Source organism: Pseudomonas sp. OE 28.3 (assembly GCF_014268205.2).
GTDB classification, from domain to species: Bacteria; Pseudomonadota; Gammaproteobacteria; order Pseudomonadales; family Pseudomonadaceae; genus Aquipseudomonas; species Aquipseudomonas edaphica.
The window spans coordinates 3,185,080-3,200,304 of the sequence record NZ_CP077082.1 but is presented as its reverse complement, the minus strand read 5'-3'; the positions used below and the strand labels follow the sequence as shown (position 1 = coordinate 3,200,304).

Sequence of the window (15,225 nt, the reverse complement as noted above, 5' to 3'; positions counted from 1 at the left end):
TCAGAACTTCAGAGGAGCACGCTGCGGCGCGGAAAACGTGCCGTAGTCATTGATGTATTTGAAATGCACCCGGGCATCCGCAGGGATGGGCCGCACGGCCTTGTGCACCCTCAGGGTCAGGTTGCCGCCTGGCGGCACCATGCCCTCTTCCGCCGGCAGCAGCGGCGCGTCTTGCTGCGGGCCCATGGCCAACGCCACCTCGTTGAATGTCACGTGATAGGCCGATGGGTTGTGCACGTCCAGCAGCGTCCCCTGGGTACTGCGGCGCAAGGACCAGCGTAATTGCGTGGGCGCTTCGTTCGGGCTGCCAGGCAGATCGGCGGGGCGAAAAAACACTTTGGTACGGATACGAAAGGCGAATTGCAGGTGATTCGCCGGGCCAACCTCTGCATCGGCCTCGGTGTTGACCTTGGGCGGGATCTCCAGCGCATTCAGCCAAAACAACGATTCCCGATCAGCCGGCAGTGGCTCTTGGGTGTAGACCAGGCGCACGGCCTGGCTTTTCTGCGGGTTCAGGCGAAACACCGGCGGCGAAAGGCTGAAAGGCACCTCGCTGTTAGAAGGGTCTGACGCCGGGTCACCCTGATCCAGCCATACCTGGACCAGGCGCGGAGCCCGTTCATCGTCGTTGGTCAGGCGCAAGGTGATTTCGCGACGCTGTTGCGGGTAAATGTGCCGCGTGCCATCGATCACTACACCGGCATGGGCAACGGATGGCCATCCGCTAACCATCGAAATGGCGAGCAGCAAGGCAATTGCGAACATGAGTCGGGCAAGCATGGGGCGGTCCTCCAAGGCGCTGTCCAGTGCCTGGCGAACCGCCAGGCTCCGGGCCTTGTTCAGGGAAACGTGACGGAATACAGCACCTGCGTACTTACCGGGCCTGGGGTTGCGGCGCCGGTGGCGAAGTACTGCGCGGCGAACGGCAGCGACACCTCACCGTTGTCGGGGACTTTTGCACTGCTCGAATTGAGTGCCAGGCGCAGGTCCATAGGCTTTTGGGTAGTGCCGTCGACAATCTGCACCTCAACCAGGCTGGCAGGCACTGGTTTGGCCGGCGCTTGATTCTTCAAGTTGCCGGTAGCCGGGTTGATCGCCGGGCTGCTGCTCTCGAACAACACCGCCACCGTCGTATCCTTGGGGCACGCACCCACACGCACAACAAATGGGGTGGTGCCGGCCGTCTGGCCTTTTGCCTTGAGCGCGCTGGCCTGGACCTTGTTGAGCACAACGGCGAAGTTCGGGCTGGCGCCAGGCGCGGAGCCTGCCCCGCCACTGATACTGCAGGTGGTGCCGGTGATTTCACCGGTCAGGCTGATGGTACCGTCTGCGGCAAAAGCAGGCAGCGCGACGACGCCGGTAGCAGCCAGGAAAGCAGCGGCCAATCGGATGTTGTTCATTGCAGGTAATTCCTTATCAAGTAGCGTTAACGGGTTACGAAACGAATTTCAACAATTGAAAGACGAGGGTCGACCGTCCCGCCAGAAGTGGGCTGAAACGGCTGAGAGAGAGGCTGGAAGGGTCGGTGCTCCGAAGTCTCTTACTTTTTGCAACGATGTTTATCTTGCCAAGTTGAGACAATCGCAACAACTGACCGAACGGCTAGGTCAATTCGCGCCAAACAAGTGAGCGGCACTGCGCAATGCCAACTATCATCGGCACACACCCGTCTTTTTATTCTGTTATTGGCTGCCTCTATGCCCCTCACTGCCAAAGGCCCCCGAAGCCGAACTGCACGCGCGCTCATCAGCAGTGTCTGCGGCCTGGTTCCCGTTTTATTGGGGGTTGTGATTCTTCATTGGCAAGCCGAACGCACCCTTGAGCAAAGCACCGCCCAAACCGCGCTGGAGGCTGTGCGCCAATTCGATTTAATGCTCGACAACACCGCCCTCGCCGCCCAGGCATTGCTGCCGCTGGCCGGCCAACCGTGCGACAACGGCGCGCAACTGGCACTGCGCGAACAGGTCACGCGGCGCCCCTTTGTGCGGGCAACGACCTTGTCCTGGCAAAAAAACATCTATTGCAGCTCGTTGTTCGGCGGCAGCTACCAGTCACCGGTCAACCCGGACGATTACGTAGCGGGCACGCTGTGGTTGATGAACGGCAACCCGGTAACGCCCGATACCGCGTTGTTGGTTTACCGCCTGGTCGATGGCGATAAAGCCGCGTTTGCCTCGGTTGACGGCTATCACCTGACCAACGCCTTGCGCCTGATCAGCCGCTACGCACACCTGATCCTGCAAGTGGGAGCCAACTGGCTGGACGCTGACGGCAAGGTGCACACCACTGCAATACCGCAGTTTGCAGTGGCCCATCAGCACCTGAACTCTGAGCGTTACCCGTACAGCGTCGATGCCGGCATGCCTGTCGGTGAGGTGTGGCGGTACATGGAGGCGCGCTACCCGGCGCTGTTCAGTCTGCTGGTGTTCTTTGGTGTGTTGGCGGGCGTGTTGGCGCACTGGCTGCAAAAGCGCTCGTCCGCGCCGACCCATGAGTTGCAGCGGGCATTGGGGGCCAATGAATTCATTCCGTATTTCCAGCCAGTGGTGCGTGGCGACACCCGCGAATGGGCCGGCTGTGAAGTATTGATGCGCTGGCGGCACCCGAAGGAAGGCCTGGTTCGCCCTGACCTGTTTATACCGTTGGCCGAACATTCGGGCCTGATCGTGCCGATGACCCGCTCGTTGCTACGCCAGACTGCTGCACAACTGGCCCCGCATGCCGGGCGCTTCACCCCGGGCTTCCATATCGGCGTGAACATCACCGCCAGTCACTGCCAGGACCTCGACCTGGTGCAGGACTGCCGGGAGTTTCTCGCTGCGTTCGCCCCCGGCCAGGTGACGCTGGTACTGGAGTTGACCGAACGTGAACTGATTCAGCCTACCGACACCACCGCCCGCCTGTTCGACGCCCTGCATCAACTGGGGGTGATGATCGCGATTGATGACTTCGGAACCGGCCACTCCAGCCTGGGTTACTTACGCAACTTCAACGTCGACTACTTGAAAATCGATCAAAGTTTTGTCGCCATGATTGGCGCCGATGCACTCTCACGGCATATTCTGGACAGCATCATAGAACTCAGCGGCAAGCTGGACCTGGGTATTGTCGCCGAGGGCGTGGAAACAGCAGAGCAATGCGAATACCTGGCGGCCCAAGGTGTGGATTTCCTGCAGGGCTACCTGTTCGGCCGGCCGTTGCCCTGTGAGGAATTCATTAAGTCGCTGAGCAGCCATTGAATAGCCATCTAGTGCGCTGGATGAAATAATCTTATTTAGGTAACGCCGTGATTTACTCGCGCGGCATTAACTACTACAATTTTTCCTGCCTGTGCTGAACTCGCAGAAAGGCCTCTTTCTTTGAGTTACCTTAAAGCTCCTGGCTTACACGCTTTATCTGCAGTTGATATCAGCCAACTACACTATTGGAGTACAGATTTTGTCCAGACTCGCCGAATTTCGCGCAGCAGAAAAAGCCCTTCAAGAACAGCTGGCTCAGCTGGAATCCTTGAAGAACGACGCCGGCCTGAAAAAAGAAATCGAATTCGAAGAAAAGCTGCAAGGGCTGATGAAGCACTACGGCAAAAGCCTGCGCGACATCATCTCGATCCTTGATCCTAACCCTGGCAAAGCCAGCGCTGCTGCCGCCGCACCAAAACAGCGCCGCGCACGTGTGGTCAAGGTTTACCACAACCCACACACCGGCGAACTGATCGAAACCAAAGGCGGCAACCACCGCGGCCTGAAAGCCTGGAAAGAACAGTATGGCGCTGCCACAGTAGATTCCTGGTTGCGCGGCTGATCAAAAGACGCTGCAAAAACCCCGCTGATGCGGGGTTTTTTTTTGCTTCGAAAACGAACTTAATCAAGTGTTCACTTTGTTCAAAAACGAGTGAGATAACCCGTTCAAAGTTTAAGGCTATCACGCACTGAACTGACTTCAGCCTTACTGGCTTCATAGGCCTCGGCCTGACCGGCGAAGGAAAAGACATAGGCTTTATCGCTATCAACTGCGCCGACCAATGTTTGTGACAATATGTGCCGACCGTTCTCGGTAATCACGCAAGTAGTTTCCAGCGCTTCAAGACGGCTCAATGTGCTGGTGTGCATTTTGGTGCACACGCTTTGATAACCGCTGCCGGCAAAATCCTTCTGGATGGATTTGCGCATTTCCAGCAGTACGCCTTGAAGATTAACTTTATGGCCCGCCTCAATCGGTGTACCGGTCAACTCCATGACCATCAAGGTGTTGCCGTTTTCATCATTCTTGATTGCGCGTTGGCGGGACACCGCCTGAGGTTTTACCGGCGCTTCGTCGTCGGGCACTACTTCCTCGACTTGCCAGCCGCTGGGCCAATGAATTTCCGGGTCGGCCGCCAACACAAAGGGGCTGCCCAGCAACACACATACAGCGCTCAACAACGGCTTACGAAATTCAATCATCAAGAAAAACACCCAAGGTTCAAGCGTCGAAGTTTGAGCCTGACACCCTTGGCTCGCAAGGGCTGAGTAACCTTTTTCATTTGGCTCGGCCGGCAACGCTTGCGTATCATGGCAGTGCGGCACGGATGCCGGCCGCAAGCCAAGGGACCACTCAAGTCACGAGTCGCGTTTGCCCCATTTTTTCTGGAGGGCCCATGAGCCTGCACGATCTGAACACTTTCCCGGGCGTCACCGCCCAACCTGACACCGCCACGTCGAACTTCGTGTTCAACCACACCATGCTGCGGGTCAAGGACATCACCAAATCGCTGGACTTCTACACCCGCGTATTGGGCTTTTCCCTGGTTGAAAAGCGTGACTTCCCGGAAGCCGAATTCAGCCTCTACTTTCTGGCCCTGGTGGACAAGGCCCAGATTCCAGCCGACGCCGCCGCGCGTACGCAGTGGATGAAGTCGATCCCTGGCATCCTCGAACTGACCCACAACCACGGCACCGAAAACGACGCCGACTTTGCTTACCACAACGGCAATACTGACCCGCGTGGCTTTGGCCATATCTGCATTTCGGTGCCGGATATTGTCGCCGCTTGCGAGCGTTTTGAAGCCTTGGGCTGTGATTTCCAGAAGCGCCTGAGCGATGGCCGCATGAAAAGCCTGGCGTTCATCAAAGACCCGGATGCTTACTGGGTTGAGATTATTCAGCCGGCGCCGCTGTAAGCGTTCTGCGTGACGCGGAGCGTCACCGGATGCATTCCCACGTAGAACGTGGGAACGAGAAAACCCCATGATCACTCATGGGGTTTTTTATTTTCGCAGCCGGATTTAAGCGGGTGCCGAGGTACGGATCAGGTGATCAAAAGCACTCAGCGAAGCCTTCGCGCCCTCGCCTACCGCAATCACGATCTGCTTGTACGGCACGGTCGTCACGTCACCGGCAGCAAACACGCCCGGCAGTGAAGTTTCGCCACGCGCATCGACGATAATCTCGCCGCGCGGGGTCAATTCCACCGTGCCCTTGAGCCAGTCGGTGTTGGGCAACAAGCCGATCTGAACAAAGATGCCTTCCAGGTCGATGGTCTTGAACTCGCCGCTGTCACGATCCTTGTACGCCAGACCGGTGACCTTCTGGCCATCGCCTTTGACTTCACTGGTCAATGCGCTGGTGATCACGTCCACGTTCGGCAGGCTGTAGAGCTTGCGCTGCAACACGGCATCGGCGCGCAACTTGCTGTCGAACTCGAGCAAGGTCACGTGGCTGACGATACCGGCCAGGTCAATGGCTGCTTCAACGCCGGAGTTACCACCGCCGATCACTGCCACACGCTTGCCTTTGAACAACGGGCCGTCGCAATGCGGGCAGAAGCACACGCCGCGGGCCTTGTATTCCTGCTCGCCCGGCACACCCATCTCGCGCCAGCGGGCACCGGTGGCCAGAATCACGGTTTTGGACTTGAGGGTCGCACCGCTTTCAAAGCGAACTTCGTGCAAGTCACCGGCATTTTTTGCCGGGATCAGGCGGCTGGCACGCTGCAGGTTCATGATGTCCACGTCGTACTGACGCACATGCGCCTCCAGGGCGCTGGCCAGTTTCGGCCCTTCAGTCTCCTGCACGGAGATGAAGTTCTCGATGGACATAGTGTCCAGCACCTGGCCGCCGAAACGCTCAGCTGCCACGCCGGTGCGAATACCTTTGCGTGCGGCGTAGATAGCTGCGGCAGAACCGGCTGGGCCACCACCGACCACCAACACATCAAAGGCCTCTTTGGCGCTGATTTTCTCGGCGGCCTTTTCGATACCGCTGGTGTCGAGCTTGGCGAGGATCTCTTCCAGGCCCATGCGGCCCTGGCCGAAGTTCACACCATTGAGGTACACGCTGGGCACTGCCATGACCTGGCGTTCATCGACCTCAGCCTGGAACAGCGCGCCGTCGATGGCGACGTGGTGGATGTTCGGGTTAAGCACGGCCATCAGGTTCAGCGCCTGAACCACGTCAGGGCAGTTCTGGCACGACAGCGAGAAGTAGGTCTCGAAGCTGAACTCGCCTTTCAAGGCACGAATCTGTTCAATCACTTCGACACTGGCCTTCGACGGGTGGCCACCGACTTGCAGCAGGGCCAGCACCAGCGAAGTGAATTCATGGCCCATGGGGATGCCGGCAAAACGCAGGCTGATATCGGCACCCGGGCGGTTGATGGAGAACGACGGCTTGCGCGCATCATTGCCATCGGTTTTGAGGGTAATCAGCGTGGTGAGGCTGGTTACGTCCTGCAACAGGGCAAGCATTTCCTGGGATTTCGCACCGTCGTCGAGGGAGGCGACGATCTCGATCGGCTGGGTGACCCGTTCCAGGTATGACTTCAACTGAGCTTTAAGATTGGCGTCCAACATGCGGGCGATTTCCTGTTAATTCGGTTTATTGCAGACAAAAAAACGCCCGAGCGAATCTCGCCCGGGCGTTTTGAGGGCGGTGCAGCTTACTTAAGGTGCGGCAACCCGCCCTTGATGTTTCACAGACTTAGATCTTGCCGACCAGGTCCAGGGACGGAGCCAGAGTAGCCTCGCCTTCTTTCCACTTGGCTGGGCAGACTTCGCCCGGGTGAGCAGCGACGTACTGAGCGGCCTTGATCTTGCGCAGCAGCTCGGAAGCGTCACGGCCAACACCGCCGTCGTTCAGTTCAACGATCTTGATCTGACCTTCCGGGTTGATCACGAAGGTGCCGCGGTCTGCCAGGCCAGCTTCTTCGATCAGTACGTCGAAGTTGCGCGAGATGGTCAGGGTTGGGTCGCCGATCATGGTGTACTGGATTTTGCCGATGGCTGGCGAAGTGTTGTGCCAGGCAGCGTGGGCAAAGTGGGTATCGGTGGACACGCTGTAGATTTCGACGCCCAGTTTTTGGAATTCGGCGTAGTTGTCAGCCAGGTCTTCCAGTTCGGTTGGGCAAACGAAGGTGAAGTCGGCTGGGTAGAAGAAGACTACGGACCATTTGCCTTTCAGGTCAGCGTCCGACACGTCTACGAAGTTGCCGTTTTTGTAGGCGGTCGCTTTGAACGGTTTTACTTGGCTGTTGATGATAGGCATCGGTGACTCTCCGTCAGTGGTTGAAAAGTTGATGAGATGAATCCTACTCACTCTTTCCGTCGGTGGCTCATTGGCAAACCTGATGCTGACGATTGGTTTTCCCTATCAGGTATCTGTATTAATAGAAGAAATCTCAAAGCAGCGGTGGAGTCGCCAAGGTCATGCCCAAAAAGGGTGTCGCTTCAACATAGCGCATGGCGGATTTCATGTCGCTCCAGCCGACGTAACTCATCAGCGACTTGATGTCCCAGCCACTGCGATGGGCCCAGGTGGCGAAACCGCGGCGCAGCGAGTGGCTGGTGTATTGATCCGCAGGGATGCCCGCACGCTCCAGAGCCTGGCGCAGCAGCGGGATCACGCTGTTGGGGTGCAGCCCCTCCTCGCCCAGGTTGCCCCAGCGATCAATCCCCCGAAACACCGGCCCCCGCACCAGGGCCGAGGCACTTAGCCAGTCGCTGTAGGCCTGCACCGGGCACAAGCGCAGCAGCGCCGGCGTCTGGTAGGTTTTGCCGAGGTTGTCGCGGTCACTTTTGCTGCGCGGCAGGTACAGGCTGATGCCGGCGCCGGGCACCGCTTGCACGTGTTCGATGCTCAGGCGACATAACTCGTCGCTGCGAAAGCCGCGCCAGAAGCCCAGCAGGATCAACGCAGTGTCGCGCTTGGCCCGCAGCAAGCGCGGCTGATCCCGCGCTTCAATGGCCTGCCTGGCTTCAACCTCAAGTGATGCCACCACCTGTTCAAGGTGCTTGAGCTGCAAAGGTTCGGCCTGTTTCTCCCGTGCCGGGTGCACCGCCCGAATGCCCTTGAGCACCTTGCGCACCACCGGCGCCTTGGTCGGGTCCGGGAAACCCTGGCTGGTGTGCCACTGCGCAAGCGCCGAGAGCCGCAGCTTCAAGGTGTTGACCGCCAGCACCCCGGCATGGGCCACCAGGTAGCGCGCCACGCTGTCGCTGGTGGCTGGCAGGAACCCGCCCCAACTCACTTCGAAATGCTCGATGGCTGCGCGATAGCTGCGCCGCGTGTTGTCGCGGGTGGCGGCGTTGAGGTAACGGTCCAGGTCGCTCATGAAAGGCCTATTCGTACTGCTGGCGGGTGTATTAACGGTTAAAACGGCTCTGACACGGGATAATACGCCAATATCCCATCTGTTAAATGATGAATTTAAACGGGTTTTTATTCGTGATAAAGTATGTATCTACATACCATGTACCACAGTACTAAATCGACGGAGACTTCATGGCGCGCGGCGGCATAAACAAAGCAGTGGTTCAAACGGCACGCCTGGCGATCCTGGCCCGTGGCGAAAACCCGAGCATCGACGCGGTGCGCATCGAGATGGGCAATACCGGCTCGAAAACCACGATTCATCGCTATTTGAAGGAACTCGATGACAGCGAAACCCGGCTGACCATCACCCAGGCGCCCATCGACGATGAACTGGGCGAGTTGGTAGCACGGCTGGCTCAACGCCTTAAAGACAAGGCCCAGGAGCCGATTGACGCGGCACTGGCGCAGTTCGAGCAGCAAAAAGCCGCCCTGCTCGCCCAGGTGCAAACGCTTGAAGAAGCCCACGGCCAGCTCAAGCAGCAATTGGATATCCAGGCCGCCGCACTGGCCGAAGAAAGCGCCGCCTTGCAGACCGCCAGCACCAGCCTGCAAACCGAACAAACTCGCAATGCGGGGCTCAGCCAGGCGTGCAGCGATTACGAGTTGCGCATGAATGACAAGGACGAGCAGATTCGCTCGCTGGAAGACAAACACTTGCACGCCCGCGACGCGCTTGAGCACTACCGCAATGCGGTGAAGGAGCAACGCGAGCAAGAGCAACGGCGCCATGAAGGCCAGCTGCAGCAGGTGCAGGCCGAGCTGCGCCAGGCGCAACAAAGCGCGATGGTGCGCCAGGATGAGATCACCCAGCTGCATCGCGATAATGAGCGGCTACTGATCGAGCACCGCGTGACCAGCAAGGAACTGACCGCCCTGCAGGAGCAATCACGCAAGGAACAGGCGCAGCAGCAAACACTCAGCGAACAGCTGGGCCGCATGGAAAGCGAACGCACCCTGCTTCAGGAGCGCTTGCGGGTTGCGGTAGAGGAAAGTCAAGCGCGCCAGGCAGCGCTGAGTGAGCAACAGCAGGTGAGCAAAACCCTGGAACTGGACCTGATCAAGGCCCAGGCCAGTATCGAGGCATTGCGCCTGGCGGCCGTCGTTGCAACGCCGCCAGAGGCAACCGCCGACGCCTGATCAGCCCGCTACAGGCGTGCGCATGGTGACGAACTCTTCCGCCGCCGTAGGGTGCACGCCGATGGTTTCATCGAAATGCTGCTTGGTCGCGCCGGCCTTGAGCGCGATCGCCAGGCCCTGGACGATCTCACCCGCATCCGGCCCGACCATGTGGCAGCCCAGGACCTTGTCGGTGTCGGCGTCGACCACCAGCTTCATCAGGGTTTTTTCCTGGCAATCGGTCAACGTCAGCTTCATCGGCCGGAAGCGGCTTTCGAAGATTTGCACGTTATGGCCGTTCTTCTTTGCCTCTTCCTCACTCAGGCCCACGGTGCCGATATTCGGCAGACTGAACACCGCGGTCGGGATCATCGCGTAATCGACCGGACGGTATTGCTCGGGCTTGAACAGCCGACGCGCAACCGCCATGCCTTCGGCCAGCGCGACGGGCGTCAATTGCACGCGCCCGATCACATCGCCAATCGCCAGGATCGAGGCTTCGGCGGTCTGGTACAGGTCGTCGACTTCGACAAAGCCACGCTCATCCAATTTGACGCCGGTATTTTCCAGCCCCAGGTTGTCGAGCATCGGGCGGCGGCCGGTGGCGTAGAACACGCAATCGGCTTCGAGCACGCGGCCGTCTTTTAGGGTGGCCTTGAGGCTGCCGTCAGCCTGTTTGTCGATGCGCTCGATATCGGCATTGAATTGCAGGTCGAGGCCGCGCTTGGTCAGCTCTTCCTTCAGGTGCGTGCGCACTGCGCCGTCAAACCCGCGCAGAAACAGGTCGCCGCGATACAGCAAGGTTGTGCGCGCGCCCAAGCCACGGAAGATGCCCGCAAACTCGACGGCAATGTAGCCGCCGCCCACTACCAGCACGCGCTTGGGCAGCTCTTTGAGGAAGAACGCCTCGTTGGAGCCTATGGCGTGCTCACGGCCCGGGATTTCCGGGATCTGCGGCCAGCCGCCCGTCGCGATCAGGATGTGCCTGGCCGTAAAGCGCTCGCCATTGATCTCCACCTGGTGCGGATCAACCAAACGCGCGTGCCCTTCGTGCAGGGTCACGCCACTGTTAACCAGCAGGTTGCGGTAGATGCCATTGAGGCGGTTGATTTCGCGGTCTTTGTTGGCGATCAGGGTCGCCCAGTCAAAGTTCGCTTCACCCAACGACCAGCCGAAACCGCTGGCCTGCTCAAAGTCTTCGGCGAAATGCGCGCCGTACACCAGCAGTTTTTTCGGCACGCAGCCAACGTTCACGCAGGTACCGCCCAGGTAACGGCTTTCAGCTACCGCCACTTTAGCGCCAAAGCCTGCGGCAAAGCGCGCCGCGCGAACACCGCCGGAACCGGCGCCAATTACATACAGATCAAAATCGTAGGCCATTTCACTCTCCTCGGCAGGGCACCAGCATACCGACTTACATGGGGCTGAAAAACGAAAAAGCCACCCGAAGGTGGCTTTTTGGGCGGGCTACCGTGAATCAGTAAGCCTTACCGGTCTTGTAGAAGTGCTCGTAGCAGAAGTTGGTGGCCTCAATGTAGCCTTCAGCGCCACCACAGTCGAAGCGACGGCCTTTGAATTTGTAGGCGATCACGCAGCCATCTTTGGCTTGCTTGAGCAGGGCGTCAGTGATTTGAATCTCGCCGCCTTTGCCTGGCTCGGTTTCTTCGATCAGCTTGAAGATGTCCGGCGTCAGGATGTAACGACCGATAATCGCCAGGTTCGACGGCGCATCTTCCGGCGCTGGTTTTTCAACCATGTCACGCACGCGAATCAGGCCATCACCAATGTCGTCGCCGGCAATCACGCCGTACTTGTTGGTTTCCTGAGGGTCGACCTCTTGAACCGCAACGATGGTGCAGCGGTATTTCTGGTACAGCTTGACCATCTGGGTCAGTACGCCGTCGCCTTCCAGGTTGACGCACAGGTCATCAGCCAGCACCACGGCGAACGGTTCGTCACCGATCAGCGGGCGGCCAGTGAGGATGGCGTGGCCAAGGCCTTTCATCTGGGTTTGACGAGTGTAGGAGAACGAGCACTCGTCGAGCAGTTTACGGATGCCGACCAGGTATTTTTCCTTGTCGGTGCCCTTGATCTGGTTTTCCAGCTCGTAGCTGATATCGAAGTGGTCTTCCAGCGCGCGCTTACCGCGGCCGGTAACAATGGAAATTTCGTTCAAGCCGGCATCCAGTGCCTCTTCGACGCCGTACTGAATCAGTGGCTTGTTCACCACCGGCAGCATCTCTTTGGGCATGGCTTTGGTCGCTGGCAAGAAGCGAGTGCCGTAACCGGCTGCTGGGAACAAGCATTTCTTGATCATATAAGTCCTTACAAAGGGCTGTGCGTACGGAATTCGGCGCAGTCTAATCAGGCCGCAGTCACCTTACAATGGGTCCTGCTGGCGTTGCGATGTCAACATAGAGAAAAAATATGCGCGTAAGTTCCGCTGATCCTACGAAGAGCATTCACTCAGGGCGCGACATAACCAGCCATCGCCCCTTTGCTTACGAGCGCCTCAATGGTTTTAGCACGCTTTTCGCGGCAGGGCACTGACCTGCAACAACTTGCGCGCCTCGGGGCCAATTGGCGCTATCATTACTGGCTTGAACCAGACTACGAGATTGATAGATGTCAGAACCAAAAGGCGTAAACGGCTACCTGATCACCAAGCGTGCGGACGGCTGGCACCTGATCAACTTCCACGGCGACAGCGTCGCCGGGGTATTCGCGAGCGAAAGCATGGCCGTTGCGGTGGCTGAAGTGTTTGTGGACGAAGCCGGCCACGCATCGAGCAAGCGCCCCAAGGACAAAAAGTAAGCGTCATTGCTTGCGCACAAAGCCCCGGTCAACGGGGCTTTTTTGTGTTTGTCTGTACCTTGATGGCCGTTCGCTATAATCTTGCTACGAACGCCCCACGACAGTGTCTGCGCCCCTCCTACACCCTCGACGACGACCCAACACATGAACAAGATTCTGGCACTGACTGCGGCCCTGGCGCTGATGACCGGCTGCACCACCACGTCCGACACCTACCTGAAAAACGGCGAGCAAGGCCTGACCATCGACTGCTCGGGCGAGGCCAATTCATGGGCCAGTTGCTACGAAAAAGCTGACGCTTCGTGTGCGGGCACCGGTTACCGCATCGTCGGCACCGAAGGTACGCCGGCACTCAAGGAGAGCGACAAGACCCTGGGCAAAGACGTAGGCAACTTCAAGAGCCGCAGCGTCGTCGTGGTGTGCAAGTAATACTGCGTACTACAGATGAACCTCGGCGAACTTGAGCCCCAGGCCACGCAAGGTCTCGATCAGGTCATCCAGGCGCGGGAATGACTCAACCTCATCCTGATCGTCGACCAGAAAGTAACTGCGGCCGCCGCTCTTCTTGAAAAATACGATCCACTCGCCCAGGTCGGCGGGGTTCTGGATAACATGGGTGGCCGATATTTGGCCTTCTGCATGTCGGGCTTTGACGTGTTCTCGTTTCATGGCGGGCTTTCCAGGAAGGACTAATGCCGCGCAAACTCAAAGTTTGGGCGGCATCTTTGCATTGAATGGCCGACAGTTTAACGGATGCCCTGCCCGATCAGCACTCCCTCTACAGGCGACAACACCCGAATAAACGCAAAAAAAAGCCTGACGCTGCAACGGCAGGGTCAGGCTTTTTTATCGGGTTCAGTACGCGGATAAACCAAAGGCTCAGCCGGAGATGCAATCCTCCCCGGCTTTCTTGATGTCGCCTGGGCGAATCGGCACATTTGACATACTTTCATAGAGCTTGATACTGCTGCCGCTGGAGCGCTCTTCGATCTCGAAGATCGCCGAAGGGTCGGCCGAGAATTTCTGCGGAACAATCACCTGTACACCGTCCTTATGCGGCTCAATCTGCGGCGGCCGACGCGTCGCCTCCAGTTTTCGGACCACACAGGCAGCATATTCAGGCGGTTTTTTGCCTGAAATAACCACCAGGGTTGGCGGGGTCTGCTTGATATCTGCAACCGAAGCACATCCACCTAACGCCAAGGCCAGAACCAACACACTCCACTTCATACTTAAACCTCCGATAAAGACCCTACGACCGCGAAGAGAGGAAATTTCTCCCGCCCATGTGGGATTTATCTCTGAAAACTTGGGAAATAACTGTTTTAAATTGTCGAAGTCGTCGACGACGACCCGATAATAATCGCGTCAGGGCTGATAAACTCTATCTTAACCTACGTATCATTCTGATTTTTCAGAAAAAGCCCTTCTGGAGACACCCCCATGAAATTCATCCACCAGCGCGAGCACCTCAACGAGGGCGACATCGTTGTCATCGAATGCTCGCAGACCTGCAACATTCGCCTGATGAGCGATGCCAATTTCCGCAGTTTCAAGAACGGTGGCCGCCACACTTACCACGGCGGCGCGTTCGACAAATTCCCGGCAAAAATCACCGCACCCAGCACCGGGTTCTGGAACATTACCCTGGATGTGGTCACGCGCCGCGCCATCAGCGTGACCCGCAAACCTGCGTTGTCCCACAAGATTCGCATTGTTCGCCGCACCAGCACCAAACTGAGCTGAGCCGAACCCTCGACAGGAAAACCGCTGTGACTAAATACGTTATGAAGTACAAGCTCAATGGCGAACGTCGCTTTGAATTCGCCCTGCTGCAATCGGGAAGCGTTGAAGAAGCCAAAGAAGCCCTGGCAAAAATCCACGATGCCACCGATGAAATCACCGACATCACCGTGAGCAAGGCCCTGTAACCCATGCCAGGCCCGACGGCTGATCTGTTCGCTGAGGATGCCTTGCAGCAACCGGCGGGGCGCGAGCAGATTGGCGAAGAGTCCTACGTACTCAGGGGCTTCGCCCTGCCATGGATTGAACGCCTGCTGCCTGAACTGCGACGGGTGTTGGCCCAATCGCCGTTTCGACAAATGGTCACACCCGGCGGCTTCACCATGTCGGCCGCACTCAGCAGTTGCGGCACATTGGGTTGGACCACCGACAGCACCGGCTACCGCTACAGCCCGATTGACCCCCGCAATCAGCAGCCCTGGCCGGCTATGCCCGAGACTTTGCGTGAACTGGCCACGCTTGCCGCAGCCGAAGCTGGCTTCAGCGCATTTGCCCCGGATGCCTGCCTGATCAACCGCTATGTGCCGGGCGCCAAGATGTCCCTGCATCAGGATAAAAACGAACGCGCCTATAGCGCCCCTGTGGTTTCAGTCTCTCTGGGCCTGCCGGCGATCTTCCTGTTTGGCGGCCATGAGCGCAGCAGCAAAACTCAAAAAGTTTCACTGTTCCACGGCGACGTGGTGGTCTGGGGCGGCGTTGATCGCTTGCGTTTTCATGGGGTGATGCCGATTAAAGAGGGCGTGCATCCGGTCATGGGCCCGCAGCGCATCAACCTGACCTTTCGCACCGCTGGCTAATTTGACCGCAAGCTTCAGAGTGCCGGCCATCTGCAACGCGGTTAATCTGGCCGTGATCCGTCAAGAGT

At 58.2% G+C, this 15,225-nt stretch carries 19 protein-coding genes; 9 read left to right on the top strand and 10 right to left on the bottom strand.

From position 1 onward, the window contains the following. Nucleotides 1-780 (bottom strand): fimbria/pilus periplasmic chaperone, encoded by a 780-nt coding sequence (locus tag HU759_RS14475; protein WP_138452453.1) that lies wholly within the window; start codon nucleotides 778-780, stop codon nucleotides 1-3. A gap of 59 nt (nucleotides 781-839) precedes the next feature. Then, nucleotides 840-1,400, bottom strand: coding sequence for a fimbrial protein (locus HU759_RS14470; RefSeq protein WP_017135502.1), 561 nt, complete (start codon nucleotides 1,398-1,400; stop codon nucleotides 840-842). A gap of 297 nt (nucleotides 1,401-1,697) precedes the next feature. Here HU759_RS14470 and HU759_RS14465 point away from each other — a divergent pair, with 297 nt between their 5' ends. Together HU759_RS14465 and HU759_RS14460 are read left to right on the top strand one after the other, a co-directional pair. Next, a complete protein-coding gene (locus HU759_RS14465; RefSeq protein ID WP_186616960.1) occupies nucleotides 1,698-3,239 on the top strand; it encodes an EAL domain-containing protein in 1,542 nt (513 codons plus the stop codon). Nucleotides 3,240-3,438: 199 nt separating this feature from the next. Further along, nucleotides 3,439-3,801 carry a histone-like nucleoid-structuring protein, MvaT/MvaU family gene (locus tag HU759_RS14460; RefSeq protein WP_017135500.1) on the top strand — a complete coding sequence of 121 codons (363 nt, stop codon included), beginning with the start codon at nucleotides 3,439-3,441 and terminating at the stop codon, nucleotides 3,799-3,801. Between the two features lie 104 nt (nucleotides 3,802-3,905). On the opposite strand, the gene HU759_RS14455 is transcribed toward HU759_RS14460, so the two are convergent. Then, nucleotides 3,906-4,442 carry a DUF4946 domain-containing protein gene (locus tag HU759_RS14455; protein WP_017135499.1) on the bottom strand — a complete coding sequence of 179 codons (537 nt, stop codon included), beginning with the start codon at nucleotides 4,440-4,442 and terminating at the stop codon, nucleotides 3,906-3,908. Nucleotides 4,443-4,636: 194 nt separating this feature from the next. On the opposite strand from HU759_RS14455, the gene gloA reads away from it, so the two are divergent. Beyond that, a complete protein-coding gene (gloA, locus tag HU759_RS14450) occupies nucleotides 4,637-5,158 on the top strand; it encodes a lactoylglutathione lyase (protein ID WP_017135498.1) in 522 nt (173 codons plus the stop codon). Nucleotides 5,159-5,263: 105 nt separating this feature from the next. On the opposite strand, the gene ahpF is transcribed toward gloA, so the two are convergent. The 3 genes from ahpF to HU759_RS14435 all read right to left on the bottom strand — a co-directional run bounded on the left by ahpF (nucleotide 5,264) and on the right by HU759_RS14435 (nucleotide 8,586). Beyond that, nucleotides 5,264-6,829, bottom strand: coding sequence for an alkyl hydroperoxide reductase subunit F (gene ahpF, locus HU759_RS14445; RefSeq protein WP_186616961.1), 1,566 nt, complete (start codon nucleotides 6,827-6,829; stop codon nucleotides 5,264-5,266). A 127-nt stretch (nucleotides 6,830-6,956) separates the two neighbouring features. Further along, nucleotides 6,957-7,520, bottom strand: coding sequence for an alkyl hydroperoxide reductase subunit C (gene ahpC, locus HU759_RS14440; RefSeq protein WP_010210361.1), 564 nt, complete (start codon nucleotides 7,518-7,520; stop codon nucleotides 6,957-6,959). A 133-nt stretch (nucleotides 7,521-7,653) separates the two neighbouring features. Then, on the bottom strand, nucleotides 7,654-8,586 hold the full coding sequence (locus HU759_RS14435) for a site-specific integrase (protein ID WP_186616962.1): 933 nt from the start codon (nucleotides 8,584-8,586) through the stop codon (nucleotides 7,654-7,656). A gap of 170 nt (nucleotides 8,587-8,756) precedes the next feature. Between HU759_RS14435 and HU759_RS14430 the strand changes: the two genes are divergently transcribed. Beyond that, on the top strand, nucleotides 8,757-9,764 hold the full coding sequence (locus HU759_RS14430; RefSeq protein WP_099549864.1) for a DNA-binding protein: 1,008 nt from the start codon (nucleotides 8,757-8,759) through the stop codon (nucleotides 9,762-9,764). Here the strand turns inward: HU759_RS14430 and gorA are convergent, their stop codons facing one another. Continuing rightward, the gene (gene gorA / locus HU759_RS14425) at nucleotides 9,765-11,123 is read right to left on the bottom strand and encodes a glutathione-disulfide reductase (protein ID WP_186616963.1); all 1,359 of its coding nucleotides are present in this window, start codon (nucleotides 11,121-11,123) and stop codon (nucleotides 9,765-9,767) included. A 97-nt stretch (nucleotides 11,124-11,220) separates the two neighbouring features. Beyond that, nucleotides 11,221-12,060, bottom strand: a complete 840-nt coding sequence (galU, locus tag HU759_RS14420; RefSeq protein WP_003212579.1) for a UTP--glucose-1-phosphate uridylyltransferase GalU — start codon at nucleotides 12,058-12,060, stop codon at nucleotides 11,221-11,223. A gap of 308 nt (nucleotides 12,061-12,368) precedes the next feature. On the opposite strand from galU, the gene HU759_RS14415 reads away from it, so the two are divergent. Further along, the gene (locus tag HU759_RS14415) at nucleotides 12,369-12,557 is read left to right on the top strand and encodes a hypothetical protein (protein WP_017135493.1); all 189 of its coding nucleotides are present in this window, start codon (nucleotides 12,369-12,371) and stop codon (nucleotides 12,555-12,557) included. 144 nt (nucleotides 12,558-12,701) lie between these two features. Beyond that, a complete protein-coding gene (locus HU759_RS14410) occupies nucleotides 12,702-12,986 on the top strand; it encodes a hypothetical protein (protein ID WP_017135492.1) in 285 nt (94 codons plus the stop codon). A gap of 9 nt (nucleotides 12,987-12,995) precedes the next feature. Here HU759_RS14410 and HU759_RS14405 read toward each other — a convergent pair whose 3' ends face one another. Both HU759_RS14405 and HU759_RS14400 read right to left on the bottom strand, forming a co-directional pair. Further along, nucleotides 12,996-13,226 carry a hypothetical protein gene (locus HU759_RS14405; RefSeq protein ID WP_017135491.1) on the bottom strand — a complete coding sequence of 77 codons (231 nt, stop codon included), beginning with the start codon at nucleotides 13,224-13,226 and terminating at the stop codon, nucleotides 12,996-12,998. A 210-nt stretch (nucleotides 13,227-13,436) separates the two neighbouring features. Next, nucleotides 13,437-13,787 carry a hypothetical protein gene (locus tag HU759_RS14400; protein ID WP_065929976.1) on the bottom strand — a complete coding sequence of 117 codons (351 nt, stop codon included), beginning with the start codon at nucleotides 13,785-13,787 and terminating at the stop codon, nucleotides 13,437-13,439. A gap of 213 nt (nucleotides 13,788-14,000) precedes the next feature. On the opposite strand from HU759_RS14400, the gene HU759_RS14395 reads away from it, so the two are divergent. The 3 genes from HU759_RS14395 to alkB are packed head-to-tail and all read left to right on the top strand — an operon-like array spanning nucleotide 14,001 to nucleotide 15,157. Then, on the top strand, nucleotides 14,001-14,303 hold the full coding sequence (locus HU759_RS14395; protein WP_003173824.1) for a DUF1883 domain-containing protein: 303 nt from the start codon (nucleotides 14,001-14,003) through the stop codon (nucleotides 14,301-14,303). Nucleotides 14,304-14,329: 26 nt separating this feature from the next. Further along, complete coding sequence (locus tag HU759_RS14390; protein WP_017135489.1) at nucleotides 14,330-14,488, top strand: hypothetical protein; 159 nt, start codon at nucleotides 14,330-14,332, stop codon at nucleotides 14,486-14,488. 3 nt (nucleotides 14,489-14,491) lie between these two features. Then, nucleotides 14,492-15,157, top strand: a complete 666-nt coding sequence (alkB, locus tag HU759_RS14385) for a DNA oxidative demethylase AlkB (RefSeq protein WP_169985899.1) — start codon at nucleotides 14,492-14,494, stop codon at nucleotides 15,155-15,157. Nucleotides 15,158-15,225 lie beyond the last annotated feature (68 nt).

What these genes read in the sequence shown, in the direction of transcription:
- HU759_RS14465 (WP_186616960.1), top strand. Translation starts at nt 1,698, where the DNA reads ATGCCCCTCACTGCCAAAGGCCCCCGAAGCCGAACTGCACGCGCGCTC.
- HU759_RS14455 (WP_017135499.1), bottom strand. Translation starts at nt 4,442, where the DNA reads ATGATTGAATTTCGTAAGCCGTTGTTGAGCGCTGTATGTGTGTTGCTG.
- HU759_RS14470 (WP_017135502.1), bottom strand. Translation starts at nt 1,400, where the DNA reads ATGAACAACATCCGATTGGCCGCTGCTTTCCTGGCTGCTACCGGCGTC.
- alkB (WP_169985899.1), top strand. Translation starts at nt 14,492, where the DNA reads ATGCCAGGCCCGACGGCTGATCTGTTCGCTGAGGATGCCTTGCAGCAA.
- HU759_RS14395 (WP_003173824.1), top strand. Translation starts at nt 14,001, where the DNA reads ATGAAATTCATCCACCAGCGCGAGCACCTCAACGAGGGCGACATCGTT.
- HU759_RS14405 (WP_017135491.1), bottom strand. Translation starts at nt 13,226, where the DNA reads ATGAAACGAGAACACGTCAAAGCCCGACATGCAGAAGGCCAAATATCG.
- galU (WP_003212579.1), bottom strand. Translation starts at nt 12,060, where the DNA reads ATGATCAAGAAATGCTTGTTCCCAGCAGCCGGTTACGGCACTCGCTTC.
- gorA (WP_186616963.1), bottom strand. Translation starts at nt 11,123, where the DNA reads ATGGCCTACGATTTTGATCTGTATGTAATTGGCGCCGGTTCCGGCGGT.
- HU759_RS14475 (WP_138452453.1), bottom strand. Translation starts at nt 780, where the DNA reads ATGCTTGCCCGACTCATGTTCGCAATTGCCTTGCTGCTCGCCATTTCG.
- HU759_RS14435 (WP_186616962.1), bottom strand. Translation starts at nt 8,586, where the DNA reads ATGAGCGACCTGGACCGTTACCTCAACGCCGCCACCCGCGACAACACG.
- HU759_RS14430 (WP_099549864.1), top strand. Translation starts at nt 8,757, where the DNA reads ATGGCGCGCGGCGGCATAAACAAAGCAGTGGTTCAAACGGCACGCCTG.
- HU759_RS14415 (WP_017135493.1), top strand. Translation starts at nt 12,369, where the DNA reads ATGTCAGAACCAAAAGGCGTAAACGGCTACCTGATCACCAAGCGTGCG.
- HU759_RS14400 (WP_065929976.1), bottom strand. Translation starts at nt 13,787, where the DNA reads ATGAAGTGGAGTGTGTTGGTTCTGGCCTTGGCGTTAGGTGGATGTGCT.
- gloA (WP_017135498.1), top strand. Translation starts at nt 4,637, where the DNA reads ATGAGCCTGCACGATCTGAACACTTTCCCGGGCGTCACCGCCCAACCT.
- HU759_RS14410 (WP_017135492.1), top strand. Translation starts at nt 12,702, where the DNA reads ATGAACAAGATTCTGGCACTGACTGCGGCCCTGGCGCTGATGACCGGC.
- ahpF (WP_186616961.1), bottom strand. Translation starts at nt 6,829, where the DNA reads ATGTTGGACGCCAATCTTAAAGCTCAGTTGAAGTCATACCTGGAACGG.
- ahpC (WP_010210361.1), bottom strand. Translation starts at nt 7,520, where the DNA reads ATGCCTATCATCAACAGCCAAGTAAAACCGTTCAAAGCGACCGCCTAC.